The sequence below is a fragment of the Amycolatopsis sp. lyj-108 genome (genome assembly GCF_046549005.1).
Lineage (GTDB): Bacteria > Actinomycetota > Actinomycetes > Mycobacteriales > Pseudonocardiaceae > Amycolatopsis.
The window spans coordinates 136441-159061 of sequence record NZ_JAJPWQ010000006.1; the positions used below are offsets into that span (position 1 = coordinate 136441).

General features: G+C 70.1%; 23 protein-coding genes and 1 pseudogene. 12 read left to right on the plus strand and 12 right to left on the minus strand.

Going from position 1 to position 22621, the window contains the following annotated elements; all coding sequences use genetic code 11:
• The first annotated feature begins 71 nt into the window (after window positions 1-71).
• A complete protein-coding gene (locus tag ACLJO0_RS22645; protein WP_410580418.1) occupies window positions 72-1433 on the plus strand; it encodes a M20/M25/M40 family metallo-hydrolase in 1362 nt (453 codons plus the stop codon).
• 48 nt (window positions 1434-1481) lie between these two features.
• Here the strand turns inward: ACLJO0_RS22645 and ACLJO0_RS22650 are convergent, their stop codons facing one another.
• The 5 genes and pseudogenes from ACLJO0_RS22650 to ACLJO0_RS22670 all read right to left on the minus strand — a co-directional run bounded on the left by ACLJO0_RS22650 (window position 1482) and on the right by ACLJO0_RS22670 (window position 5254).
• Window positions 1482-2552, minus strand: coding sequence for an ankyrin repeat domain-containing protein (locus tag ACLJO0_RS22650; protein ID WP_410580419.1), 1071 nt, complete (start codon window positions 2550-2552; stop codon window positions 1482-1484).
• 64 nt (window positions 2553-2616) lie between these two features.
• On the minus strand, window positions 2617-3138 hold the full coding sequence (locus ACLJO0_RS22655) for a hypothetical protein (RefSeq protein WP_410580420.1): 522 nt from the start codon (window positions 3136-3138) through the stop codon (window positions 2617-2619).
• A pseudogene (locus ACLJO0_RS22660) lies at window positions 3135-4473 on the minus strand (DUF6357 family protein). The gene ACLJO0_RS22655 and the pseudogene ACLJO0_RS22660 overlap by 4 nt, the downstream one beginning before the upstream one ends.
• Window positions 4470-4727: a DUF6357 family protein gene (locus ACLJO0_RS22665; protein WP_410580421.1), complete on the minus strand. Its 258-nt coding sequence runs from the start codon at window positions 4725-4727 to the stop codon at window positions 4470-4472. Before ACLJO0_RS22665 ends, ACLJO0_RS22660 begins: the two are co-directional and overlap by 4 nt.
• Window positions 4715-5254, minus strand: coding sequence for a hypothetical protein (locus tag ACLJO0_RS22670; protein WP_410580422.1), 540 nt, complete (start codon window positions 5252-5254; stop codon window positions 4715-4717). The genes ACLJO0_RS22665 and ACLJO0_RS22670 overlap by 13 nt, the downstream gene beginning before the upstream one ends.
• Window positions 5255-5296: 42 nt before the next feature.
• Here ACLJO0_RS22670 and ACLJO0_RS22675 point away from each other — a divergent pair, with 42 nt between their 5' ends.
• Window positions 5297-5665 (plus strand): hypothetical protein, encoded by a 369-nt coding sequence (locus ACLJO0_RS22675; protein ID WP_410580423.1) that lies wholly within the window; start codon window positions 5297-5299, stop codon window positions 5663-5665.
• On the opposite strand, the gene ACLJO0_RS22680 is transcribed toward ACLJO0_RS22675, so the two are convergent.
• Genes ACLJO0_RS22680 through ychF form a run of 3 tightly spaced genes read right to left on the minus strand, consistent with a single transcriptional unit; the run spans window position 5666 to window position 7368 of the window.
• Window positions 5666-6046 carry a type II toxin-antitoxin system death-on-curing family toxin gene (locus tag ACLJO0_RS22680; RefSeq protein ID WP_410580424.1) on the minus strand — a complete coding sequence of 127 codons (381 nt, stop codon included), beginning with the start codon at window positions 6044-6046 and terminating at the stop codon, window positions 5666-5668.
• Window positions 6043-6246 (minus strand): ribbon-helix-helix protein, CopG family, encoded by a 204-nt coding sequence (locus ACLJO0_RS22685; protein WP_125791911.1) that lies wholly within the window; start codon window positions 6244-6246, stop codon window positions 6043-6045. Before ACLJO0_RS22685 ends, ACLJO0_RS22680 begins: the two co-directional genes overlap by 4 nt.
• A 39-nt stretch (window positions 6247-6285) precedes the next feature.
• Window positions 6286-7368 (minus strand): redox-regulated ATPase YchF, encoded by a 1083-nt coding sequence (gene ychF, locus ACLJO0_RS22690; RefSeq protein ID WP_410580425.1) that lies wholly within the window; start codon window positions 7366-7368, stop codon window positions 6286-6288.
• Window positions 7369-7473: 105 nt separating this feature from the next.
• On the opposite strand from ychF, the gene ACLJO0_RS22695 reads away from it, so the two are divergent.
• The gene (locus ACLJO0_RS22695; RefSeq protein ID WP_410580426.1) at window positions 7474-8937 is read left to right on the plus strand and encodes a DNA-3-methyladenine glycosylase 2 family protein; all 1464 of its coding nucleotides are present in this window, start codon (window positions 7474-7476) and stop codon (window positions 8935-8937) included.
• Window positions 8937-9437: a methylated-DNA--[protein]-cysteine S-methyltransferase gene (locus ACLJO0_RS22700; protein ID WP_410580427.1), complete on the plus strand. Its 501-nt coding sequence runs from the start codon at window positions 8937-8939 to the stop codon at window positions 9435-9437. The genes ACLJO0_RS22695 and ACLJO0_RS22700 overlap by 1 nt, the downstream gene beginning before the upstream one ends.
• Window positions 9438-9491: 54 nt before the next feature.
• On the opposite strand, the gene ACLJO0_RS22705 is transcribed toward ACLJO0_RS22700, so the two are convergent.
• Both ACLJO0_RS22705 and ACLJO0_RS22710 read right to left on the minus strand, forming a co-directional pair.
• Window positions 9492-12443 carry an AAA family ATPase gene (locus tag ACLJO0_RS22705; protein WP_410580428.1) on the minus strand — a complete coding sequence of 984 codons (2952 nt, stop codon included), beginning with the start codon at window positions 12441-12443 and terminating at the stop codon, window positions 9492-9494.
• A complete protein-coding gene (locus ACLJO0_RS22710; protein ID WP_410580429.1) occupies window positions 12440-13591 on the minus strand; it encodes an exonuclease SbcCD subunit D in 1152 nt (383 codons plus the stop codon). The genes ACLJO0_RS22705 and ACLJO0_RS22710 overlap by 4 nt, the downstream gene beginning before the upstream one ends.
• A 178-nt stretch (window positions 13592-13769) precedes the next feature.
• Here ACLJO0_RS22710 and rmuC point away from each other — a divergent pair, with 178 nt between their 5' ends.
• Together rmuC and ACLJO0_RS22720 are read left to right on the plus strand one after the other, a co-directional pair.
• Window positions 13770-14684 (plus strand): DNA recombination protein RmuC, encoded by a 915-nt coding sequence (gene rmuC / locus ACLJO0_RS22715; RefSeq protein WP_125789413.1) that lies wholly within the window; start codon window positions 13770-13772, stop codon window positions 14682-14684.
• Window positions 14685-14912: 228 nt separating this feature from the next.
• A complete protein-coding gene (locus ACLJO0_RS22720; protein WP_410580430.1) occupies window positions 14913-15803 on the plus strand; it encodes a DUF6542 domain-containing protein in 891 nt (296 codons plus the stop codon).
• Window positions 15804-15893: 90 nt separating this feature from the next.
• Here the strand turns inward: ACLJO0_RS22720 and ACLJO0_RS22725 are convergent, their stop codons facing one another.
• Complete coding sequence (locus ACLJO0_RS22725) at window positions 15894-16907, minus strand: 4-hydroxy-3-methylbut-2-enyl diphosphate reductase (protein WP_410580431.1); 1014 nt, start codon at window positions 16905-16907, stop codon at window positions 15894-15896.
• Between the two features lie 151 nt (window positions 16908-17058).
• Between ACLJO0_RS22725 and ACLJO0_RS22730 the strand changes: the two genes are divergently transcribed.
• The 6 genes from ACLJO0_RS22730 (at window position 17059) to ACLJO0_RS22755 (ending at window position 21543) form a co-directional block, all read left to right on the plus strand.
• Window positions 17059-17721, plus strand: coding sequence for a lipid droplet-associated protein (locus tag ACLJO0_RS22730; RefSeq protein WP_410580432.1), 663 nt, complete (start codon window positions 17059-17061; stop codon window positions 17719-17721).
• Entirely contained in the window at window positions 17718-18983 is a 1266-nt protein-coding gene (gene xseA, locus ACLJO0_RS22735) for an exodeoxyribonuclease VII large subunit (protein ID WP_125791902.1), read from the plus strand. The genes ACLJO0_RS22730 and xseA overlap by 4 nt, the downstream gene beginning before the upstream one ends.
• Window positions 18980-19381 (plus strand): hypothetical protein, encoded by a 402-nt coding sequence (locus tag ACLJO0_RS22740; protein WP_125791901.1) that lies wholly within the window; start codon window positions 18980-18982, stop codon window positions 19379-19381. Before xseA ends, ACLJO0_RS22740 begins: the two co-directional genes overlap by 4 nt.
• The gene (locus ACLJO0_RS22745) at window positions 19378-19599 is read left to right on the plus strand and encodes an exodeoxyribonuclease VII small subunit (protein ID WP_125674025.1); all 222 of its coding nucleotides are present in this window, start codon (window positions 19378-19380) and stop codon (window positions 19597-19599) included. Before ACLJO0_RS22740 ends, ACLJO0_RS22745 begins: the two co-directional genes overlap by 4 nt.
• 84 nt (window positions 19600-19683) lie before the next feature.
• Window positions 19684-20754: a class II fructose-bisphosphatase gene (glpX, locus tag ACLJO0_RS22750; RefSeq protein WP_199748822.1), complete on the plus strand. Its 1071-nt coding sequence runs from the start codon at window positions 19684-19686 to the stop codon at window positions 20752-20754.
• A gap of 9 nt (window positions 20755-20763) precedes the next feature.
• On the plus strand, window positions 20764-21543 hold the full coding sequence (locus ACLJO0_RS22755) for a S1 family peptidase (RefSeq protein WP_410580433.1): 780 nt from the start codon (window positions 20764-20766) through the stop codon (window positions 21541-21543).
• A gap of 61 nt (window positions 21544-21604) precedes the next feature.
• Here the strand turns inward: ACLJO0_RS22755 and ACLJO0_RS22760 are convergent, their stop codons facing one another.
• Window positions 21605-22594 carry an NAD(P)/FAD-dependent oxidoreductase gene (locus tag ACLJO0_RS22760; RefSeq protein ID WP_410580434.1) on the minus strand — a complete coding sequence of 330 codons (990 nt, stop codon included), beginning with the start codon at window positions 22592-22594 and terminating at the stop codon, window positions 21605-21607.
• Window positions 22595-22621 lie beyond the last annotated feature (27 nt).

A 22621-nucleotide genomic window follows, 5' to 3' on the forward strand; every position in this document is an offset into this window, starting at 1 on the left:
GGAGGTTGCCCTCCGAGCCCCGCGTCTCTTAGCTACTCGAACGAGTTTCTTCGAGAAGTGAGGGGTGTTCCATGGCAGGTCTGCGCAGACGTGAGGTGCTCGCGGGCGCGGTGGTACTGGCGGGCGCGGCGACGATCGGGCTGAACCCCGGCACCGCCGCAGCGGCCACGCAGCAACGTCCGGGCGCGCAGTTCCCGCCGTCGCTGGAGTTCGGCGACTACCCCGTGGTCGCGCGGGTCCGTTCGCGGCGGGCGCTGGAGCACCTGCGGGTGCTCAGCGACAGGATCGGCCCCCGCATCGCCGGTACCGAAGGCGAACTGCGGGCCAGGGACTACATCGCGAAGGTGCTTCGGGACCTGCGCTACCAGGTCACGCTGCAGCCGTTCCCGATCGCCGACAAGTTCCTGGGCAACCTGTCGATCGGACGCGACAGCTGGCAGACCGGCTCCTCGCCGCAGGGCGCGCAGGACATCACCCGCGAGGCCGTGGTCGTCGACGCCGGTGACGGCAGCGCCCTGCCCGAAGACCTGACCGGCAAGATCGTGCTGATCGCCGCGGTGACGAACAAGGCCGACGCGTACCTGACGGCCGCGCAGCGCGGAGCGGACGCCGTGCTGCTCGGCCGGATCGGCGCCGACCCGGCACGCAAGCTGTCCGCGTTCTCGCCGACGCTCGCCACCCCGGTCACGATCCCGGTGCTCGGCCTGGCCCAGGTGCAGGTGGAGCGCCTGCGCGAACGGCTCGCCAAGGGTTCGGTCACGGTGAAGGCGACGGCCACCCACCACAAGAACCTGACGTCGTACAACGTCATCGCCGAACGGCCCGCCACGTTCCCCGGCAAGGACAACGGCGTCGTCATGGTGACGGCGCACTACGACAGCGTCCCCGGCTCCCCCGGCGCCAACGACGACGGCAGCGGCACCGTGCTGTGCCTCGAACTCGCCCGCGTCCTGCGCCACCTGCCGACGAACAAGACGCTGCGGTTCGCGCTGTGGGGTTCGGAGGAGTACGGGCTGATCGGTTCGCGGCACTACGTCAAGAACCTGTCCGACGCCGAGGCGCAGCGGATCACCGGCTGCTTCCAGAACGACATGGTCGCCACCAGCTGGGACCCGGCGATCACCTACTGGCTGCTCTCGGTCGACGGTGCCGACAACGCCACGACCGCGGCCGTCAACGCCGCCGCCGAACGGCTCGGCTACGACCCGCGCGTCAAGGGCCCGGTCGCGCGTGGTTCGAGCGACCACGTGCCGTTCTTCGAGCGCGGGATCGCTTCCGGCAACTTCAGCTGGCGCGGCGAATCCGGCCCGGCGTTGCTGGAACCGACGTACCACACGCCGGAAGACACCATCAAGGACAACGTTTCCCTTGAACGGCTTCAGGTTTCGCTGGAGCTGATCGGCTCGGCGGCGTACAGCCTGCTGCGGAAGTGAGTCTCGCCGCGTGTCCCCGATGCCTTGTCGGGGACACGCGGCCCGCCCTCAACGTGTGTAGTCCACCGGCCCCAAGGCGATCGGGCCCGGATTCTTCGCGACCCAGACGACGGCGAGCTCCCTCAAGCGATCGAGGTGGCCGTCCGCGCCGCGGCCCGACCTGACCTGCTTCGCGATCTCCTTGGCTTCTTGGAGTTCTTCTTCGCCGAGAGGCTCGCCCCGCGCCAGGAAACCCGGGAACGCGTCGGCCATCGCACGATAGTCACGGTCCCAGTTCGCTCCGCCGTTCCGGAACATCTCGTCGGAGATCCGGCCGGTGACGCGGATGGCCTCGCACTGCACTGTCGCGCCCGCGCCTGCCGACGGCACGAGAAGCTCCCAAAGCGCTTTGTGCCGCTCCCGCCAGGGTCCGTCGGGCACGACGATCGGCGATACCCCGTCGTGCGTCGACCGCCGGGCGACCGGCTCGACCCCGAAGATCCGGTACAGCTCACTGAGCGCGGCGTCGGTCTTTCGGAAGAGGTCGGAGTTGAAGTTCCCGCGGTGGAACTCGAAATCACGACCGATCCGTTCGACATGACGGCGCGTCTCGGCCGTGACGCTCGCGCCACGTTCGAGCAGCAGCTTCGAGATCTCGACACATTCGGGGAGGTCGATGTTTTGCGTCGCGATCAGGGCGCTCCTCAGCAACGAGCCGCCGTTCCTGTCGAGAACCTCGGTGGAAGCCCCGTGCTCGATCAGGACTCGCGCCGACTCGGCCCTCAGCCTGCCCACCGCCGCCTGAAGCGGCGTCTTCCCGGAGGTGTCGGTCACCTCGATGTCCGCGCCGAGAGAGAGCAACAAAGGAATCTGCGCGATCGGCTTCGGAGCAGCGCGTGAAGCCCGCGCATGAAGCGGTGTCCTGCCGTAGCTGTCCGGGGTGTCGACGGCGAGGCCCTGCCCGGCCAGCCAGACGATGAGCTCGTCCGGGCACTCCGGGAAGCCGATGGCGGTCCCTTTGGCATAGCCGCCCCGCGCGTCGATCTCGCATTTGCCGAAGACGGCTTTGAGCTCCTCCACCGAGGCCGAGGTCAGCATCTCCGCGAAGTCTTTGGGAAGGGTCTTCCGCTTTCGTGCCAACGTGCTCTCCTCAGCCGAAATCCGGGCGCGGTTGTTCGCGCATCGGTGTCCTCGATACGCGCATCTAGACCTCGTTGCCCTTCGCGCACTGCAGTTCGAGGTACTTCTGCATGACTTCGGAGACCACCGGGCCCTCGTCCGCGGGCGAGATGTCGGCGTCGTCGATGTTGAACCGCCGCAACAGTTCGAGTGCGGCGTCGCTGACGAGCAGGTCGACAACGGTTTCGAGCACGAAGTCCTCACCGCCCTCCACCGTGCCGGTGGGGATGAGACGCTCCCAGTCACGAGGAAGGCCGAGGTGGCTGTAGAACATGTCGAACTGTTCCTCGGTGGTCACCACCACCTCGCCGAGCTCATAGCCGGTGAGCGGCGATTCCCTCAGCGCGCCGGCGAGCCTGCCGGTGACGATCCAGTACCCGCTCGTCGTGACGATGTCGTCGCCGAGCCAGCCGGCGAACTGATAATGCAGCGGGCCGACGAGTGGTTCGGCCCCACGCCGCGGGTCGTAGTCGATACCCGGGCCCAAGCCGCCGGCGACCTCGGGTTCGAAATAGTGGTACCCGGAACGACCTTCCGAGGTACTCATGACCAGCGCCCGAGCTCGGCGTCGATACGCGGATCCGTGCGGACCCACACCTCGCCGTCGGCGGCTCCCGGCGGAGGGTCCACGCGCTCGAGTCCGAGCGTCCGGACCAACCCCAGAAGCTCGTCCCGATCCTCGCCCACGTCCTCGAGGGAGTAGCTGTCGAACAGGACGTAGTGCACGTCCCAGCGATCGTTGTACCCGGAGTCGGCCCAGATCCTGCAGAAGCGGTCCACCGTCTCCCTGTCGAACGGTACGACCTGCTCCGGCTCGCCCGCCGCGGTGAAACCCCTCGCGATGTCTTCGGAACCCCACCAGGCCACGGCTTCGGCGACCGCGGCCGGGGTGAAGTCCTCCGGCGAGAGGAAGCCCTCCAGCAACCAACCGGCTCCGGTGTCCTCGACGCCCAGGTCTTCTTCATGCAAACGGGACACCAGCCCGTCCGCCATGGCGCAGGGACCGGAGAAGGTGAAGACGCCGGTGGCGGCCACGAGGGTGCCGCCGTCAGGGTGCGGGACGTTGAGCGTGGTGTCCGTCTCCGGCACGTCCTTCACCAGAGCGAGAAGGTCTGCCGGTACGCCGTCGTAGAGCGCCGCCTGCGCCTGCGGATCTTCGTAGAAATTGAGGTCGCCGGTGTGGTCGAACGTCACCACGAGACCGCGGCCCTCCGCGGTGAACCAGGCGTTGACCGTGTCCCCTCCGCCGTTGCCGAAACCGAAGTGCGTGACCCCGTCGACCGTCGACGGCTCGTGCCCGTCGATGCGGGTCAGAACCTCCAGCCGGCGGCGCAGCTCGCGGGGATGGGTCCGCCGGAGCATCGACTCGTCGAACCGGGAGCGAAGCCGGGCACGCTCGAAGGCGGCGACGTCGGGCCACCAGAGACCGTGGTGGTCGAGGGCGCTGAAACCGCCACGGACGAAGTTGGCCACCTGGGTCCGGTAGTCGCCGCGGTTGGTGACGAGGCGGTACTCGATCCGCGAGTCCTGCGTCCCCTTGGCCCGGCAGATGGTGCCGGCGTCGAACATGAGCGACAGCGCCTCTTCGCTCTCCTCGTCCTCGACGCGGAACGACGCGTTGTCGTCGGCACGGTGCCGGTCGACGAACTCCTGGAACGCGTCGGGCGCGGACTGAGCACCTCCCGGAGCCCACTTCTGCTCATTGTCCTTGGCGTCGCGGAAGGTCAGTGGTCGCATCGTCATCCTTGCTTTCTGGCCTGGTCGGCGGCTTCGGAGCACATCAGGAAGCTCACCGTGCGCACCGCGTCGTCGGTGAGGTCCGGGAAGACGCGGCGAACTGGATCCGTATCCCGGCGCACGCCTGTTCCACGGTGGTGATCACCCGCGTGACCTCGGGAAGCAGGCAGGGATCGACGGCGCCCGGATCCCGGACCGCCTTCCCGCCGTACGGGTAGCGGCCCCCGGACCCCGGCCGCCACGCACAGCGGCAGGATCGCGCTCCACAGCAGCAGATACCGGGTCGTGGTTCGCGTTGGCTCCCGCGGCGAGTTCGAGCCTGAGTTCACCGGCCGCGCGGATCACTCGCGGCATCCAGGGGCTCGCGTGGGCGAAGAGGACCTCGGTCATGACGACCATCCGCGAGCGACCTGGCCGAGGACGTCGACGATGCCGCGCGACACGACCTCCAGCTGGCTGCGGCTGCCGATGATCGGCCGAGGGTAGGGCGGATTCGGATCGGGCTCGCCCCGGGAGCGGCGGATGGCCAGCGCGATCGCGTGCAGCATCTCGGGCTGCCCCTGCTGCTCGCCGTCCGCGAGTACCACCAGACCGCATTCCTGGGAGTTGAGCCCCCGTCCGAGCTGGACCGCCAGGCTGCACACGGCCGGTCCCGCGGCGACCTCCACCGTGAACGACCGATGGCGCGCGTCCGGGACCCTCGATCCTCGCGAGACCTCGGCGCCTGCCGCGCGATACGCCCGCATGAACTCGCTCGCGGGGAGCGCGGCGAACGCGCCGCTCGCGGTGAGCAGGGCGTCTTCCTCGTAGGCACCCGTCGCCTCGGCCGCCCAGTCACGTTTGGCGTCGCACCAGCGGTACCAGTTCTCCGCGAAGTCCGTGCGCGCCAGGGCATGGGCGAGCGGCAAGAGGGCGGGGCTCGTCATGCGGTTCATCCTCGGTCCGTGGCGGCGTGCTCGAATGGCCGCATGAAGAAGACGAAACGCGGACCTCTGCGGTTCCTCGTGATCGCGCGCACGGCACCCGGCCGCCACCCGCACCCCATGGAGGTGGCTCTGCACCCGGCCGGCGCCGCTTCCCGCGTCTCGATCTCGGTGGGCCCGCATCCCGTGAACGCGGGTGGGCAGGTCGCCCTCTCGCAGGTGCTCGACGAGTCCCGGACCGGACTCAGCCCATCGTGGGCGGAAGAGTTCGACGAGGCGGACCTGCACTGGGTAGTGCCGTACCTGGTCCGACTCCAGGCCGGGGAGGACACGACGGACGAGATCGTGGCGGCCTACACGGCGCGGCACGGCAAGGCACCCGCGACGATGTCCCAGGAACGCTACGGCGTGTGATCAGGCGACTTCGGGGCGAGCCCACTCCGCAAGGCGCTGGGCCGCTTCCTCGTAGCCGGCGGCCCCGGTCGCTGCCGCGATCACCAGCTCGTACGCGTCGTCCTCCGGCGCTTCCAGGTCGACACCGTTGAGGCCGTAATAAACGAACACCGCCATCCAGCCCAGCCGCTTGTTGCCGTCGACGAGCGGGTGGTTGCGGACGAGCGATTCCAGCAGAACCGCCGCTTTTTCATGCAGACCCGGGTAAGCGTCCTGCCCCATCAGCGACGACTGTGGCCGATGCGCCGCCGCGTCGAGCAAGCCCACGTCCCGAACCCGGGAAACACCAAGGTCGGTCGCGAGAGTGAGCAGGTCGTCCAGGGTCAGGTACTCGATCTTCACTGCGCCAGGCGATCGAGCAACGACGCGTAGCGCGCCCGCCCGTCGCGCGACAGGGCACGCACTCGATCGTCACGGACAGACCGGGCCGCGGCGTCGGTAATCGCCCGCACGATCGCTTCGTGTTTGCTAACCCCGTTGACCTCGGCGAGCAAGGCCAAAGCGCGCTCCTGCTCGTCGTTCAGCCTCAACGTCATCGCCATGAGCCCATGATACCACTTCGGTATCATGATCAAATCCACTCAGACGTTGAAGCGGAACTCCACGACGTCCCCGTCGGCCATGACGTAGTCCTTGCCTTCCATGCGCACCTTGCCCGCGGACCGGGCGGCGGCCATGGAGCCGTGCTCCATCAGATCGGCGAAGGACACGACCTCGGCCTTGATGAAGCCGCGCTCGAAGTCGGTGTGGATCACGCCTGCCGCCTGCGGGGCGGTCGCGCCCTGCGGGATCGTCCAGGCGCGGGACTCCTTGGGGCCGGCGGTGAGGTAGGTCTGCAGGCCGAGGGTGTGGAAACCGGCGCGGGCCAGCGAGTAGAGACCCGGCTCGTGCTGGCCGACGGACTCCAGCAGCTCGCGCACGGAGTCCTCGTCGTCCAGCTCCAGCAGCTCGAATTCGACCTTCGCGTCGAGGAACACCGCGTCGGCGGGGGCGACCATCTTGGCCAGCTCTTCGCGACGGGACTCGTCGGTGAGGATGCCTTCGTCGGCGTTGAAGACGTAGAGGAACGGCTTCGTGGTGAGCAGACTCAGCTCGCGCAGTGCCTCGAAGTCGACCTCGTTCTGCGCCTGGAACAGGGTCCGGCCGCCGTCGAGGATCTCCTTGGCCTTGATCGCGTTGTCGAGGGCGGGCTTGGCTTCCTTCTTGGTCCGCGCCTCCTTCTCGAGCCGGTGCAGCGCCTTGTCCAGGGTCTGCAGGTCGGCGAGGATCAGCTCGGTGTTGATCGTCTCGATGTCGCTCGCCGGGTCGATCCGGTCGTCGACGTGGATCACGTCCGGGTCGTCGAACACCCGCACGACCTGGCAGATCGCGTTCGCCTCGCGGATGTTCGCGAGGAACTTGTTGCCGAGGCCGGCGCCCTCGGAGGCACCCTTCACGATGCCCGCGATGTCCACAAAGGACACGACGGCGGGCACGGTCCGCTCGGAGCCGAAGACCTCGGCGAGCTGATCCAGCCGCGGATCCGGCAGCGGGACGACACCGACGTTGGGCTCGATCGTCGCGAACGGGTAGTTCGCGGCGAGCACGTCGTTGCGGGTCAGCGCGTTGAACAGGGTGGACTTGCCGACGTTGGGCAGGCCGACGATGCCGAGGGTGAGACTCACGGGCCAGAAGTCTACGTGCCGTCGCCCGCCCCATCCGCCGAGGCCTTGATCGCCGTGTCGGATTTCCGCCAGCCGCGCCCTCGACCTGGTGGCACGATCGAGGTCATGACCGAGCAGACCTTGGCCGAACGGGCCGTGTGGCGCGACACCGAACGGTGTTACCGCGCCGTCGCCGCCCGTGATTCCCGATTCGACGGCCAGTTCATCATGGCCGTGGCCACCACCGGGATCTACTGCCGTCCGTCCTGTCCCGCGTCGACGCCGAAGCAGCAGAACGTCCGTTTCTACCCGACGTCGGCGGCGGCGCAGGCCAACGGCTTCCGCGCCTGCCGCCGCTGCCTCCCCGACGCCGTCCCCGGCTCCCCCGACTGGGACATCCGGGCCGACCTCGCCGCACGGGCGATGCGGCTCATCTCGGACGGGGCCGTCGAACGCGACGGCGTTCCGGGGCTCGCACGGCGGCTCGGCTATTCCGAACGCCAGCTCGGGCGCGTCCTCACCGCGGAACTCGGTGCCGGGCCGCTGGCGCTGGCCAGGGCGCACCGGGCGCACTCGGCGCGCCTGTTGATCGAGATGTCCGGCCTCCCGCTGACCGACGTCGCGTTCGCGGCGGGTTTCTCCAGCGTCCGCCAGTTCAACGAGACCATCCGGGAGGTGTTCGCGACGACGCCTTCGCAGCTTCGCGCGACGAGCCTGCGTCGCGGGCGTCGCAAAGCCGAAGAGTTGCCGACCGGGACCAGACTGAGCCTGCGGCTGCCGTTCCGGAAACCGTTCGACGCGGCCGGGGTGCTGACCTTCCTGGCCGACCGGGCCGTCCCCGGCGTCGAGCATGTGACGCGCGACGAGTCCGGGGTGACCGGCTACGGGCGCACGCTGCGGCTCGCGCACGGCTCCGGTGTGGTGTGGCTGACGGCGAAGGACGACCACGTCCGCAGCGACCTGCGGCTCACCGACCTGCGCGACCTGAGCAGCGCGGTGGCCAGGGTGCGGCGGCTGCTCGACCTCGACGCCGACCCGGAGGCGGTCGCGCGGGTCCTGGGGGCGGACCCGGCACTCGCGCCGCTGGTCGAGGCGATCCCCGGCATCCGGGTGCCCGGCACCGTCGACGGCGACGAACTCGTGCTGCGCGCACTGCTGTCCCCCGCCGAGGCGGCGTCGCTCGCCGACACCGTCGGCGAACGCCTGCCCAGCTGCGACGAGTCGCTGGAAGGGTTGACCACGCTGTTCCCGACGGCGGCCCAGGTCGCCGAACACGGTCCGGAACGGGTGGCCGCCGTGGCCCGCGCGCTGGCGGACGGGATTTCGGTCCACGTCGGCCGCGATCCCGCGGAGTTGCGCGCGGAGCTGCTGGCGATCCCGGGGATCGGGCCGTGGACCGCGGACTACGTCCTGATGCGCGTACTGGGCGCGCCGGACATCCTGCTGACCGGTGATCCGGCGGTGCGCCGAGGCGCGGCCGCACTGGGGATCGCCGACGACGAAACGACGCTGGCCGAACGCGGGCGGGCTTGGCAGCCCTGGTCCTCGTACGCCGGCATGTACCTGTGGCGCGCCGAAAAGGGAGAATGATGAGCATCGCGTATTGGTCCACGATGGACACGAAGATCGGCCCGTTCACCGCCGTGGTGGCGGGTGACGGGGCCGTGCTCGCCTCGGGCTGGACAGGCGACGTCGCCGAACTGACGCCGCTGATCTCGCCGTCGCTGGCCCCCGGCGAGGTGAAGGAGCGGCGCGATCTCGGACCGGTGAGCACCGCGATCCGCCGGTACCACGACGGCGACCTGGACGCGGTCGCCGACATCGAGGTGCGGCAACGGTCCGGCGCTTTCCGGGAGCACGCTTGGGAAATGCTGCGGAAGGTGCCTGCCGGCGAGCCGGTGAGCTACGCGGAATACGCGGCGCTGGCGGGGAATCCGGCCGCGGTGCGGGCGGCCGCGTCGGCATGTGCGAAGAACGCGGCCGCGTTGTTCGTGCCGTGCCACCGGGTGGTGCGGACCGGCGGTGGTGTGGGGAACTTCCGATGGGGTGTCCCGGCGAAGCAGTGGCTGCTGACCCACGAAGCGGTCTGATTCCGCCCCCTCCGAATGCCAGGAAAGGTCCTTTCCTGGCGCGCGAGGAGCGGGTCAGGCGGCGTGGATCTCCACCGAAGAGCCCGTACGCGACTTCCGGATCCGCAGCCGCGTCGGGATCCGCTGCCGCAGTTCCTCCACGTGCGACACCAGTCCGACCACGCGGCCGCCGGCGCGAAGCTCGTCGAGGATGTTCATGACGATGTCGAGCGTCTCGGCGTCCAGCGTGCCGAAGCCCTCGTCGATGAACAGCGTGTCCAGCAGCGCTCCGCCGGTCTCGGCGGCGACGACGTCGGCAAGGCCCAGTGCCAGCGAGAGCGACGCGAGGAACGACTCGCCGCCGGAGAGTGTCTTCGCGGGCCGGACGGTGCCGGAGTAGTCGTCGAGCACGTCGAGGCCGAGCCCGCCGCGGGTGCCTCGGGCACCGGCGGCGTCGGAGTGCACGAAGGAGTAGCGGCCCTGGCTCATCGTCCGCAGGCGAGCGGTCGCCGCGACCGCGACCTCCTCCAGCCGCGCGGCCAGGACGTACGAGCGCAGCGACATCTTGCGCGCGTTCTGCCCGCGTCCGTTGACCACTTCGGCCAGCGCCTTCAGTTCGCGATACCGCTCTTCGACCGGCGCCAGTTCCGCCATGAAGGACGTCATCCGCTCGGCCAGCCCGGTCAGGTCCGTATGCCGGGTCTTGGCCGCCCGCAGTGCCGCGAAGGCCTGCTCGGCCTCGGCTCGCGTGCCCTGCGCCGCATCCGCCGAAGCGGCGACGTCGATCTCGTCCTCCGGCGAGATGCCGAACAACTCGGGCTGCGCGAGTTCCTCGCTGGCGGCCCGTTCCATCACGTTGGCGTCGGCGAGACTGTTCTCCAGTTTCGTGATCTGCTCGTCCGGCCGCGACGCGGCACGCATTTCGTCGAGATCCGCGAAACCCTTGGCCCGCAACGCTTCCTTGACCAGTTTCGCCTGCTCGTCGCGGCGTTCGCGGGCGCCGGCGACGGCGAGCCGTGCTTCGGCCAGCGCGTCGAGACGGGTCGCGAAGCCGAGCAGGTGCCGACGCTTCGCCCCGACGTCGGCGAACTCGCCGCGTGCGGAGTCCAACCGTTCTTCGCGTTCGGCCAGCCGTTCGACGAGGCCTCGGGCCTCGGTCTCGACCTCGACGGCGGTCCGCTCGGCGGTGCGGCGACGTTCGGTCAGCTGCTCGATCTTCCGTTCCAGCGCACCGACCTGTGCCTCGAGAGCGGGCTTCCGACGAGCCGACTCGGACAGCGTGGCGACCAGGTCGCGTGCCTCGCCGAGTCCGGCCCGCAGTGTCTCGGCCGTGTGCTCGCCCAGCCGCTCAACCAGGACCGTCAGGCCGTTTTCGGCTTCCTGCAACGCGGCTTTCGCCTTCTCACGCCGCACGTGCGCCTGCTGCTCCGCGACTTCGGCGCGGCGTTCGTCCTCGGGATCGACCAGACCGCCGGTGTGCGTCGCCGGCGACGGATGCTCGGTCGCCCCGCAGACCGGGCAGTCCTCGCCGTCGTGCAGACCGGCGGCGAGTTCGGCCGCCATCCCTTCGAGGCGCCGCTCCCGCAGGTCCAGCCGGTGCTGACGGGCGTTCTGATGACCGTCCACGGCTTCGCCGACCACTTCGCGCGCCTGCGTGACGGCCTGCCGCGCCCGAGGCACTTCGTCGGCGTCGCGCACCAGCGAGGTCAGTTCGTCGGCACGGGTGCGAGCACCGTCGAGCTTCGCGTTGGCCTCGGCGGCAGCGGCCTCTTCGACCCGCAAGGCCCCGAGCTTCTCCGGCACGGTGCCCAGTTCGGCGGCGAAGTCTTCGGCCTGCTTCCGCGCCTTCTCCGCGGCGGCGTCCAGCTGCGCCAGACGAGCCAGATCCCGTTGCTGCTGCTCGCTTTCCGCCACGAGTTCGGCGAGAGCACCCGCCTCTTCACGCAGACTGCCGGCGCGAGCGCGAAGTTCGGCGGCGGAACTGTCCGCGGCGTCGGGCACTTCCTGAGCACGGAGAGCTTCCGCGGACTCGGCCTCCGCGAGCTGATCCAGCCTGCGTTCGAGGAGATCGGCGTCGGCGGCCACCGCGGCCGCCCGATGTGCCGCCTCGACCTCTTCCGCCCACTCCGCGCGCTGGTCCGCCTGCTCGGCGATCGCCGAAAGGCGTGTGTACGCGGTGCGCACCCGGCGGATACGTTCGGCGGCCGACCGGTTCTCCTGCCAGACCCTCTCGGCCGTTTTCGCCGCCGCGCGGGCTTTCGCGTCCCGCTCCTGCGCCTTGGCGACCCGCTCGGCCGACTCGGTGAGCACCGCGTCGACCCACTCGGCCTGGCCCTCTTCCGGCGCTTCCTCCTGTGCGACCTGCGCGAACCGCGCGACCCACTCCCGCAACGACTGCTGCCGTGCCGACAACTCGCGGCCACGTTCGGCGCGCAGATTCGCGAACCAGTTCTCGACGCACGCGAACCGCTCGGTGCCGAACAGCCGCTCCAGCAACTCCTCGCGTTCGGCCGTGTTCGCCCGCAGGAACCGCGCGAATTCGCCCTGCGGCAGCAAGACCACCTGGAAGAACTGCTCGTGCGTCATGCCGATGAGCCGTTCGACCGTGCGCGCCACCTCGTCGATGCGGGTGATGCCTTCGGCGACGTGTCCGGCGGGCACCGTGCCGACCCAGCTCAGCACCGCTTTCGCCTGCTGGAGGGTCATTCCCTCGCCGCGGCGCTTGGGCCGCTGGTACTCGGGGTTGCGCGCGATCCGCATCCGCTGGCCCTGCACGGTCAGTTCGAGGACGACCTCGGTGACCTGGTCGGGCTCGGCGAGATCGCAGCGCAGCCGTTTGACCTCACCACGAGCGCCGGGAACCGTGCCGAACAACGCGAACGCGATGGCGTCGAGCAGGGTCGTCTTCCCCGCCCCGGTGTCACCGTGCAGCAGGAACAACCCGTCGGCGCCGAGCACGTCGAAGTCCACCACCTCGCGGCCCGCGTACGGCCCGAAAGCGGCGACCTCCAACCGGTGCAACCTCATACTTCGCGCTCCCGGCCCGCGGCACCCAATGCCGCCAGCACCAGCCGCTCCTCGCTGTCCGACGGCGCGGATCCGCGGCAGTCCTCGAGGAAACTGCGCGTGATCTCGACGTCGGACCGCCCGCGGACGGCTTCGGCGTACTTCAGCGCGGCTCCGTCGTGCCCGCCCTCCGGCTGCCAGTCCATGTGCACGGCGTACGGGAACCGCTCACGCAGCTGGCGCATGGCGTCGATCGGGCGGACCCGGTCGGTCACGGTGAAGGAGAGGAAGTGTTCGGTGAGGCCGTCGTGCTCCGGATCCGACAGGAGGTCCGCCAGCTCGCCGCGCAACATCGCGAGATGGCGCGGCACCGGCAGTTCATGCCGCCGGACCTCGGCGAGCCCGTCGGCGTCGAGGTCCACCAGCCAGACGGATTTCCGTTGGCGTGTCTCGGAAAACGAGTACGCCAGCGGACTGCCCGAATAGCGCAGGTGCTCGGCGAGGGTCTGCGGACCGTGCAGGTGGCCGAGCGCGACGTAATCGACGCCGTCGAACACCGAACCCGGCACCTGTTCGACGCCGCCGACCGCGATGGTCCGCTCGGATTCGGTCGGCTCGCCGCCGGTGACGAAAGCGTGCGCGAGCACCACCGACCGCGTCCCGGACGGCCGGGTGGCGAGATCCTCCCGGACCCGCCGCATCGCCTCGGTGAGCACGCCGGTGTGACCGCGAGCCTCGGGCACGCCGAGGGCGTGACGCGCGGGCTCCGGTTCGAGGTACGGGATTCCGTAGAGCGCGACGTCACCGTGTTCGTCGGGCAGCAGCACCGGTTCGGCGAGACCGTCGATCGTGGCGCGCAGGTACAGACCGCCCGCCGCGGCGAATTCGGCGAACGCGCCCAGCCGCGGCGCGGAGTCGTGGTTGCCGGGGGTCATCACCAGTTTCGCCCCGGCCTGCCGGATCCTGCCCAGCGCGGTCGTGGCCACCCGGACGGCTTCCGCCGAGGGCACCGCGCGGTCGTAGATGTCCCCGGAAACGAGCACGACGTCGACCGACTCGGCGATCACGAGATCGGCGACGTGGCCGAGCACGGCTTCCTGTTCGGCGAGCAGATCGGCGCCGTGGAAGGTGCGGCCGATATGCCAGTCGGACGTGTGCAGGAGCTTCACGCAGCCCAAGGTAGGGCCGCGCACCGGCCGGAGAGGGGAGGCGCGCCCTTGGCGGCACCGCGCTTTCCGACACGCCGGGGACGGCGCAGGTCAGATACGGAGCGCGACCGCGCCGCCGCGTTTTTGTCGGTGGGTTCCGCCATGATGTCCCCGACTCGGATCCGGAGGGGAGGTACCGGTGGCGACGGTGATCACCACCGCGGCCGTCGTGCTCGCGTTGCTGCTGCTCGTGGCCGTCGCGCTGCTGTGGCGGCTGTACAACGACGGCATGCGGCGGGCGGACGCGGCGGCGAAACTGGTCGCCGCCGAACGGTCGAAGGCGGATCAGCAGCAGCTCGCGCTGCGCCGGTACGAGGTGGCGTTCGCCTCGATCAGCGGCCGCGGCGAACTGGGCGAACAGGTACTCCTGGAGACCGCACGCGCGCTCGGGCTCCGCGAGGAACTGCACTTCACCCTGCAAACGGATCTGGCTGGCGGCGGCGCCGCGAAACCGGACATGGTGCTGCGGGTCGGCGGCGGCCGGACCGTACCGGTCGACGCGAAGGCCAGCATGGCCTGCTGGGCCGAGGCCGTCGAAACGAACGATCCGGAGGAACGGCTGGACGCGCTGCGCGTCCACGTCCGGCAGCTCCGGTCGCGGGCGGCCGAGCTGGCGGGCAAGGGCTACCAGCGCTGGGCCGACGCGATCTACGGGACGATCATGTTCGTCCCGTCCGACGCGGCCGTGGTGGCCGCGCTGGACACCGACCCGGAACTGCTGCGCTGGATGCTGGACCGACGGGTCTTCGTCTGCGGGCCGACCGGATTCGCCGTACTGGCTTCCGCCGCGCTGTTCGCCGCGACCGAACGGGCACTGGTCGAGGACGTCGAGCAGGTCCGGGCGGGTGCCGCGGCCGCGCACCGGGCCGCGGGCAACGCGGTCGACGCGCTGAACCTGTCGAGCACCCACCTGCAGCGCTTCATCTCGGCCCGGCGGCGGGAGCTGGAGGCGCTCGAGAGCTTCCGGAGCACGGTCTCCCCGCTGACGGACGCCGCGGGCAGCCCGGCGGCGGTCCCGCTGATCAGGAAGGCGGACGAACTCCCGGCCTCGTGAGTGCCCGCCCCGGCACGCAATTCGTCACCTACTTGCGGCGTCGACCTGCGACTTCCGGAATCGGAGGCTCCATTTCGCCCGGCCTGACAACCTTGTCGGCCACTTACTCGTAGTACCTCCCGTAAGCACCCGGACAGCCCGTCCGGGTGGTCCGTAATGACCACTACCAGGCGATAGACACACCGCCTGTTGGCGGTATGCCCGCAGCTTGGATATACGGTGGGGCCTGTGACCGCGATTCGCGATCGCCAGAGCGATCCTGATGCCGACGACGTTCCCGTTGCCTGGGACGAGCGTCCGCTCGTCGGCGCCAGGCGCGGGCTGCCCTGGTGGGCTGCCGTCCTGGTCGGCTTCGGGCTCGCCATCCTTGGCGCCTTCGTCGACATGATGATGCAGAAGGACCTGGGCCTGCTGTTCAAAGCCTGCTACGCGCTCGGCGCGGTGGCCGCCGTGGTGGCCGTCCAGCGCCGCGGGTTGTTCGGCCCGATGGTGCAGCCGCCCCTGGTCCTCGCCGTGACCGTCCCGGGAGTGATCCTCCTGACCTCGGACGGCAGCAAGGGCACGGACCTGCTCTCGAGAGCCTTCGACGTCGGAACGCCGCTGATCAACGGCTTCCCGACGATGGCCATCACCACCGGCGTCACCTTGGCGATCGGCGTCTTCCGGATCTACCGGGAACGCGATCCCGACGCCCCGGTGAAGGTGAAGCCGGGTACCAAACCGGAACGTCGCGACGAGGGCAAGCCCGCCGCCCGTCCCGCCGCGGCCGCCGCGCCGGGCCGTGGCCGCCCCGCGTCCCGGACCGGACAGACGCCGCCCCCGCCTTCCCGCCGTGGCGCTCCGCGAGACGGCGCCCCGCGCGAGGGTGCGCCGCCCCGCCGACGTCCTGTCGACGACGAGCGACGCCCCCGCCGCGACGCCGAACCCGGCGCCCGCAAACCGCCGCCCCCGGGACGTCAGCCTCGGCGGCCGCGGCCGCCCGAAGAGGGCGAACCCCGCCGCCGCGACCCGCGTGGCGAAAGCGCCCCCGGTGCCCCGCGCCGCCGTCCGCCGCGCGCGGACGACCCGCGCCGCGGAGGGCAGCCTCCCCGCCGCCGCCCCTGGGACGACGAGCGGTGAAGCAAGGGACCTTTGCTCTCGCTTGAGCTTCTGACCAGCAAAAAGGGCCGCCCGAGGAACTCCTCGGGCGGCCCTTTTTCGTAGCGGGCGTCAGGCCTTGGCGGCCTTGCGCAACTCGTGCGGCAACGCGAACGCGATCTTCTCGTTGGCCGTGGTGACCTCGTCGACGTCGCCCCAGCCGCGCTCGGCCAGCCACGCCAGCAGATCCATGACCAGCACCTCCGGCACCGAAGCACCGCTGGTGACGCCGACGGTCTCGACGCCTTCGAGCCACGCTTCGTCGACTTCGTGCGCGAAGTCGACCAGGTGCGACGCGCGCGCCCCCGCCTTCAGCGCGACCTCGACCAGCCGCTTCGAGTTGGACGAGTTCGTCGAGCCGACCACCAGCACCAGGTCGCACTCGGCGGCCATGGCCTTGACCGCGACCTGACGGTTCGTGGTGGCGTAGCAGATGTCGTCACTGGGCGGGTCGGCCAAGCCGGGGAACCTGTCCCGCAGCTGATCGACGCGCTCCATGGTCTCGTCCACCGAAAGGGTGGTCTGCGACAGCCAGATGACCTTCGACGGATCGCGGACCTCGACCTTGTCGACGTCTTCGGCGGTGTCGACGAGCTGCACCTTGTCGGGAGCCTCGCCGGCGGTGCCTTCGACCTCTTCGTGGCCTTCGTGGCCGATCAGCAGGATGTCGTAGTCGTCCTTCGCGAACCGGTTGACTTCCTTGTGCACCTTCGTCACCAGCGGGCAGGTCGCGTCGATGGTCCGCAGGTTGCGCTCGGCCGCCTCGGCGTGCACCGCGGGCGAGACGCCGTGCGCGGAGAACACCACCAACGCGCCTTCCGGCACCTCGGAGGTCTCGTCGACGAAGATCACGCCGCGTTCGCGCAGGGTGTCCACGACGTGCCGGTTGTGCACGATCTCCTTGCGCACGTACACCGGTGCGCCGTAGAGCTCGAGTGCCTTCTCGACGGCGATGACCGCGCGGTCGACCCCCGCGCAGTAACCGCGGGGCTTGGCGAGCAGGACACGTTTGCCACCTGCCGGCACACCGGACTCGGTGATCGTCGGACTGCCGGCTGGCGTGATTCCGGGACTCGCAGAACTCATGCCCCCAGGGTACGGGCTGCCCCGGGGGCTCCTCGCACTCACGTTCAGGTGACCAGGGAACCCCTCGAAAGGATGTGCGTGGAGTCACGTCGGGTGAGCCGACCCACCCGTTCGGTTGGGCAGGATGGCCCGAATACGGCAGGCTGGACACATGAAGCCTCTCCCGCTCCCCCTCCGGGTCGCCGCGGGCCTCGCCGTCACCACCGCCGAGCGGGTTCGCGAACTCCCCAAGCAGCTCACCGGACTCCCCGTCACGGTGGTCAGCCAGGTGCTCCAGTTCTCCATGCGCGTGCAGCAGCACGTCACCGAACTCGCGATCAAGGGCGACGACGCGTTGTCCGTCCTCCGCCCGGTCGAGGACACGCCCAGCTGGGCCACCTTCGACGAGGATCTCCCGCCCGACGTCGGCGAACGCCGCTACGAACGCGACTCGTGCGTCATCCCGCTGCGGGAAGACGCCGAGGTTCCCCGGCCGCGTGCCGAGACCAACGGCCATCTCCCCGACCTCGAAGCGCTCACGGAGGATCCGTGGGCCGAGGAGGAGCGCGCGCTCGCGGAGGACCACGCCGATGGCGAGTTCGACAGTGCCGCGGCGCTCGTCGACGCGAATCCCGCCGGGCTGGACGACTACGACACGCTCACCCTGCCGCAGCTGCGCGCCCGCCTGCGCCGGTTCGACCTCGCGCAGCTGGAGGAACTCCTGACCTACGAACGCGCGAACGCCGACAGGCCGTCGTTCGTCGGCATGCTCGCGCGCCGTATCGGGAACGTGAAGAAGACCGAGAGCGACGGCGACAGCGCGGAAGGCCAGTGAGCGCCGAGCCCGCCGCCGCTCAGGCCGGTCCGTCCACCACCGCCGAGAACCCGTGGCCGGTCCGCACGGTCGCCCGCAAGGTCGGCGAGTGGATCAACCGGCTCGGCGCGGTCTGGGTGGAGGGTCAGGTCACGCAGATCTCGGCCCGCCAGGGCACCAACACCGCGTTCCTGACGCTGCGCGATCCCTCGGCGGACGTCTCGATGTCGGTGACCTGCCCGATGGGCCTGCTGCGCACGATCGAACCGCCGTTGCGCGAGGGCGCGAGCGTCGTGGTGCACGCGAAGCCGACGTTCTTCATGAACCGCGGTTCGCTGAGCCTGCGCGCCAACGAGATCCGCGCGGTCGGCATCGGCGAGCTGCTCGCGCGGATCGAGCGGCTGCGGCGGCTGCTGGCCGCCGAAGGCCTGTTCGCGCCGGAGCGCAAACGCAAGATCCCGTTCCTGCCCAAGGGAATCGGCCTGATCACCGGCCGCGCGTCCGCCGCCGAACGCGACGTGCTGGTGAACGCGCAGTCCCGCTGGCCGCATGTCGCGTTCAAGGTGATCAACACCGCCGTCCAGGGTTCGCTCGCGGTCCCGCAGATCCTCCAGGCACTGTCCAAACTGGACCGTGACCCGGACATCGACGTCATCGTGATCGCACGCGGCGGTGGCAGCGTGGAAGACCTGCTGCCGTTCTCCGACGAGGCGCTGTGCCGCGCCGTGTCCGCCGCCGGGACCCCGGTGGTCAGCGCCATCGGGCACGAACCCGACACCCCGCTGCTCGACCACGTCGCCGATCTCCGCTGCTCGACGCCGACCGACGCCAGCAAGCGGATCGTGCCCGACGTCCGCGAGGAGACCCAGCGCGTCCACCAGATGCGTGATCGCGGCCGCCGCGCCCTGCACGGCTGGGTGGACACCCAGGTCAGGCTGCTGACCCAGATGCGAAGCCGTCCCGTGCTCGCCGATCCGCTCGGCCCGATCCAGCGGCGCTCGGACGACGTCGAGATCCACCGCGAACGCGGCCGCCGCGCGATGCTCACCCTGCTCGCCAAGGACCAGGCCGAAATCGCCAGCGCCCGCGCGCGGCTGACCGCGCTCGGCCCGGCGGCGACCCTCGAACGCGGCTACGCCGTGGTGCAGTACACCGACGAGCAAGGCAACCTCCAGGTACTCCGGTCCGTCTCCGAAGTCGCGGACGGCGCGAAACTGCGCGTCCGTGTGGTCGACGGCGCGCTCGGCGCCGTCGTCTCGGGCGTGCCGGAGGAGGAGCGTTGACGGCGAGTTTCCTGCCTTTGACCATCGACGCCGCGAAGCGCGCGGACGCGCCGGAGGTACTACGCAACGCGTGGCTGACCGACCGGGCCGCCGCCGAGTGCTGGACGGTGCTGCTCGCGGGGTGCGAGTTCTCGACCAAACGCGGTCTCGACGCCCAGCTGCGCAAACTCTCCGAAGCGACGGCCGAGCACGTCGGCACCCGATGGTGGTTCGCGGACGGCACCATGCATCGCAAACGGGTGGCGCGGGCTCAGGAGAACCTCGTCTCGGCGATCGCGGAGGGTGACGGCCAGGAGTTCGCTCTCGCCTTCGTGGGTTACGACAACGCCATGGCCGGCGCGGTAGTGTGCGCGGGTATCGGCAAGCACCGACGTCCGGTAGAAGGAAGCACAGCGTGAGCGAGACCGCCGAACTCGGCTACGAACAGGCCCGCGACAGGCTGGTGGAGGTCGTCCGCGAGCTCGAAGCGGGCGGGCTGTCCCTGGAACAGTCGCTCGCCCTGTGGGAGAAGGGCGAGCAGCTGGCGAAGGTCTGCGAGCACCACCTCGAGGGCGCGCGTGAGCGGATCGAGGCGGCGCTGTCCTCCGTCGAGGACGAGACCGGCAACGGTCAGTGACGTTCACCATGCTCCTGCGCCACCGAACCGCCGTGGGTATCTGAGAGACTGTGACCCCGCCGAGTTCCTGACCCGGGAGGCCTCATGCCCACCCCCACCTCGTCCGCCAGCTCTTCTCGACGCCCTGAAGCGCCCGACCGCAACCTCGCGATGGAACTGGTCCGAGTGACCGAAGCCGCCGCGATGGCCGCGGGCCGCTGGGTGGGACGCGGGGACAAGATCGGCGGGGACGGTGCCGCCGTGGACGCGATGCGCCAGCTGGTCTCGACCGTGTCGATGCGCGGTGTCGTCGTCATCGGCGAGGGCGAGAAGGACGAAGCCCCGATGCTGTTCAACGGGGAAGAGGTCGGCAACGGCGACGGGCCCGACTGCGACGTCGCGGTCGACCCGGTCGACGGGACGACCCTGATGGCCAAGGGCATGCCGAACGCGCTGGCCGTGCTCGCGGTCGCCGAACGCGGCGCGATGTTCGACCCGTCCGCGGTGTTCTACATGGAAAAGCTCGCCGTCGGCCCCGACGCCGCGGGCAAGGTCGATCTGGCCGCCCCGGTCGCGGAGAACATCCGCCGGGTCGCGAAGGCCAAGAACTCCAGCGTCTCCGACGTCACCGTGTGCATCCTCGACCGGCCGCGTCACGAAAAGCTGATCCAAGAGGTCCGCGAGGCGGGCGCCCGGATCCGCTTCATCTCCGACGGCGACGTCGCCGGCGCGATCGCCGCGGCCCGGCCGAGCACCGGCGTCGACATGCTGCTCGGCATCGGCGGCACCCCCGAAGGCATCATCGCGGCCTGCGCGATGAAGTGCCTCGGCGGCGAACTGCAGGGCCGCCTGTGGCCGAAGGACGACGCGGAGCGCGAGAAGGCGCTGGCCGCGGGCCACGACCTCGACCGCGTGCTCGGCAACGACGACCTCGTCCGCGGCGACAACGTGTTCTTCTGCGCCACCGGCGTCACCGACGGCGACCTGCTGCGCGGCGTGCACTACCGCGCGGGCGGCGCGACCACCCAGTCGATCGTGATGCGCTCGAAGTCCGGCACGGTCCGGATGATCGACGGCTACCACCGGCTGACCAAGCTGCGTTCGTACTCCTCCGTCAACTTCGACGGTCACCTCGACGACTTTCTCGACGAGGACGTCGTTCCCCCGCTCCCCTAAGGAGAATCCGTGCTGAAGCGCGTGCTCGTGGTCCTTCTGGCGGCGATGGTCCTCACGCCGGTCGGACAGGCCACGGGCGCGGGCGACCTCGTCGGCGGCAGAGAGGCCGACGAGCCGTATCCGTTCATCGCTTCCCTGCATTCGGCCTCCGGCAAGATCTTCTGCGCCGGGACGCTGATCGCGGCGGACTGGCTGGTGACGGCCGGGCACTGCATCGAGGGCAAGAACCCGGCGAACCTGAGCGCGCGGATCGGCAGCAACGACAACACCCAGGGCGGCGAAATCGCGAAGCCCGCCGAGATCGTCGTGAACCCGTCCTACAACCCCGCGCCCGAGCACGCGGGCGGCGATCTCGCCCTGGTGCGGCTGGCCGCCCCGGTGAAGACTGCGCCGATCACGATCGGCGCAGTCGTGGCGCCGGGGACGCCGACGCGGCTGCTCGGCTGGGGTCAGACGTGCCCGGCTTCGGGTTGCGGCAAGGGACCGGCGAAACTGCAGCAGCTGGACACGAAGATCGTCGAAGGTGTGCGCTGCACCGCGAAGTTCGACGGCGCCGTCGAGCTGTGCACCGACAACCCCGGCGGGAATTCGGGCTCGTGCTACGGGGATTCCGGCGGGCCGGAGATCGCCAAGGTCGACGAAAAGTGGGTCCTGCTGGGCACGATCAGCCGTCCGGGGAACGCCGACCCGGTGTGCGCGACCTCGCCGTCGATCGCGACTTCGGTGGTGGCCTACGCGCAATGGATCGCGGAGAAGATCACTCCGCCTACGCCCGCTCCGCCTGTCTGAAGTGCAATGAAAGGTCCTTTCCTTGCAAAATTTGCAAGGAAAGAGCCTTTCCTAGCGCGCGCTACTCCGCGTTACTGGAGTGCCCAGGGAACAGATGCGCGTCCGGGTCCAGCATGACCGCGATGTTGTTCACCGCCGTCGCCGCTTCCCCGAACCCGGTCGCGATCAGCTTCACCTTCCCCGGATACGCCGCGACGTCGCCCGCAGCGTAGACGCGCTCCCGCGGGGTCGCCATGGTCGAGTCGACGGCGATCGCGCGGTGGTCGATCTGGAGTCCCCAGCTTTCGATCGGCCCGAGGTCCGCGGTGAAACCGAGCGCCGCGACGACCGTGTCGGCGCGCAGCACCTCGGGCTCCGAACCCTTGACCTGGACCTCGACCTCCGCCAGCGCTCCGTCGCGGTCGAGGAACCGGGTGACTTCGGCGTCGGTGATGATCCGCACGCCGAGTTCCCGTGCCTGCCGCACGATCGACTCGGCCGCGCGGAATTTCGCGCGCCGGTGCACGAGGGTGACGTTCGCGGCGACCGGGTGCAGCGCGAGCACCCAGTCGAACGCCGAGTCCCCACCGCCGACGACGACCACGTGCTGCCCTTCGTGCGCCTTCAGCGAGGGCACGAAATGGACCATGCCGCGCCCGAGCCAGCCGTCACCGGCGGGCAGCGGCCGCGGGGTGAACTCGCCGATCCCGGCGGTGATCAGCACCGCGCCGGCGCGCAGGATCTGCCCGCCGTCGAGCGCGATGGTGACGCCGCCTTCGACGCTTTCGAGTTTTTCGGCCTTGCGTCCGAGCAGATACGCGGGTTTGAACGGCGCCGCCTGCTCGAGCAGGCCCCGCACCAGATCGCGGCCACGGACCTCGGCGAACCCGCCGACGTCGTAGATCATCTTTTCGGGGTACATCGCGGTGACCTGGCCACCGGCCTCCGGCAGTGAATCCACGACGGCCATCGAAAGGCCGCGGAATCCCGCGTAGTAGGCGGCGAACAGACCCGTCGGACCGGCCCCGATGATGACGAGGTCGTACGACGTTTCCCCAGCGGACTCGCTCATTCGGCACTCTCCCGGCCGGTGGTGGGC

Coding starts and splice junctions, on each gene's coding strand:
- ACLJO0_RS22645 (WP_410580418.1), top strand. CDS start 72: ATGGCAGGTCTGCGCAGACGTGAGGTGCTCGCGGGCGCGGTGGTACTG.
- ACLJO0_RS22655 (WP_410580420.1), bottom strand. CDS start 3,138: ATGAGTACCTCGGAAGGTCGTTCCGGGTACCACTATTTCGAACCCGAG.
- ACLJO0_RS22665 (WP_410580421.1), bottom strand. CDS start 4,727: ATGGTCGTCATGACCGAGGTCCTCTTCGCCCACGCGAGCCCCTGGATG.
- ACLJO0_RS22670 (WP_410580422.1), bottom strand. CDS start 5,254: ATGACGAGCCCCGCCCTCTTGCCGCTCGCCCATGCCCTGGCGCGCACG.
- ACLJO0_RS22675 (WP_410580423.1), top strand. CDS start 5,297: ATGAAGAAGACGAAACGCGGACCTCTGCGGTTCCTCGTGATCGCGCGC.
- ACLJO0_RS22685 (WP_125791911.1), bottom strand. CDS start 6,246: ATGGCGATGACGTTGAGGCTGAACGACGAGCAGGAGCGCGCTTTGGCC.
- ACLJO0_RS22695 (WP_410580426.1), top strand. CDS start 7,474: ATGACCGAGCAGACCTTGGCCGAACGGGCCGTGTGGCGCGACACCGAA.
- ACLJO0_RS22700 (WP_410580427.1), top strand. CDS start 8,937: ATGAGCATCGCGTATTGGTCCACGATGGACACGAAGATCGGCCCGTTC.
- ACLJO0_RS22705 (WP_410580428.1), bottom strand. CDS start 12,443: ATGAGGTTGCACCGGTTGGAGGTCGCCGCTTTCGGGCCGTACGCGGGC.
- ACLJO0_RS22725 (WP_410580431.1), bottom strand. CDS start 16,907: ATGAGTTCTGCGAGTCCCGGAATCACGCCAGCCGGCAGTCCGACGATC.
- ACLJO0_RS22730 (WP_410580432.1), top strand. CDS start 17,059: ATGAAGCCTCTCCCGCTCCCCCTCCGGGTCGCCGCGGGCCTCGCCGTC.
- glpX (WP_199748822.1), top strand. CDS start 19,684: ATGCCCACCCCCACCTCGTCCGCCAGCTCTTCTCGACGCCCTGAAGCG.
- ACLJO0_RS22760 (WP_410580434.1), bottom strand. CDS start 22,594: ATGAGCGAGTCCGCTGGGGAAACGTCGTACGACCTCGTCATCATCGGG.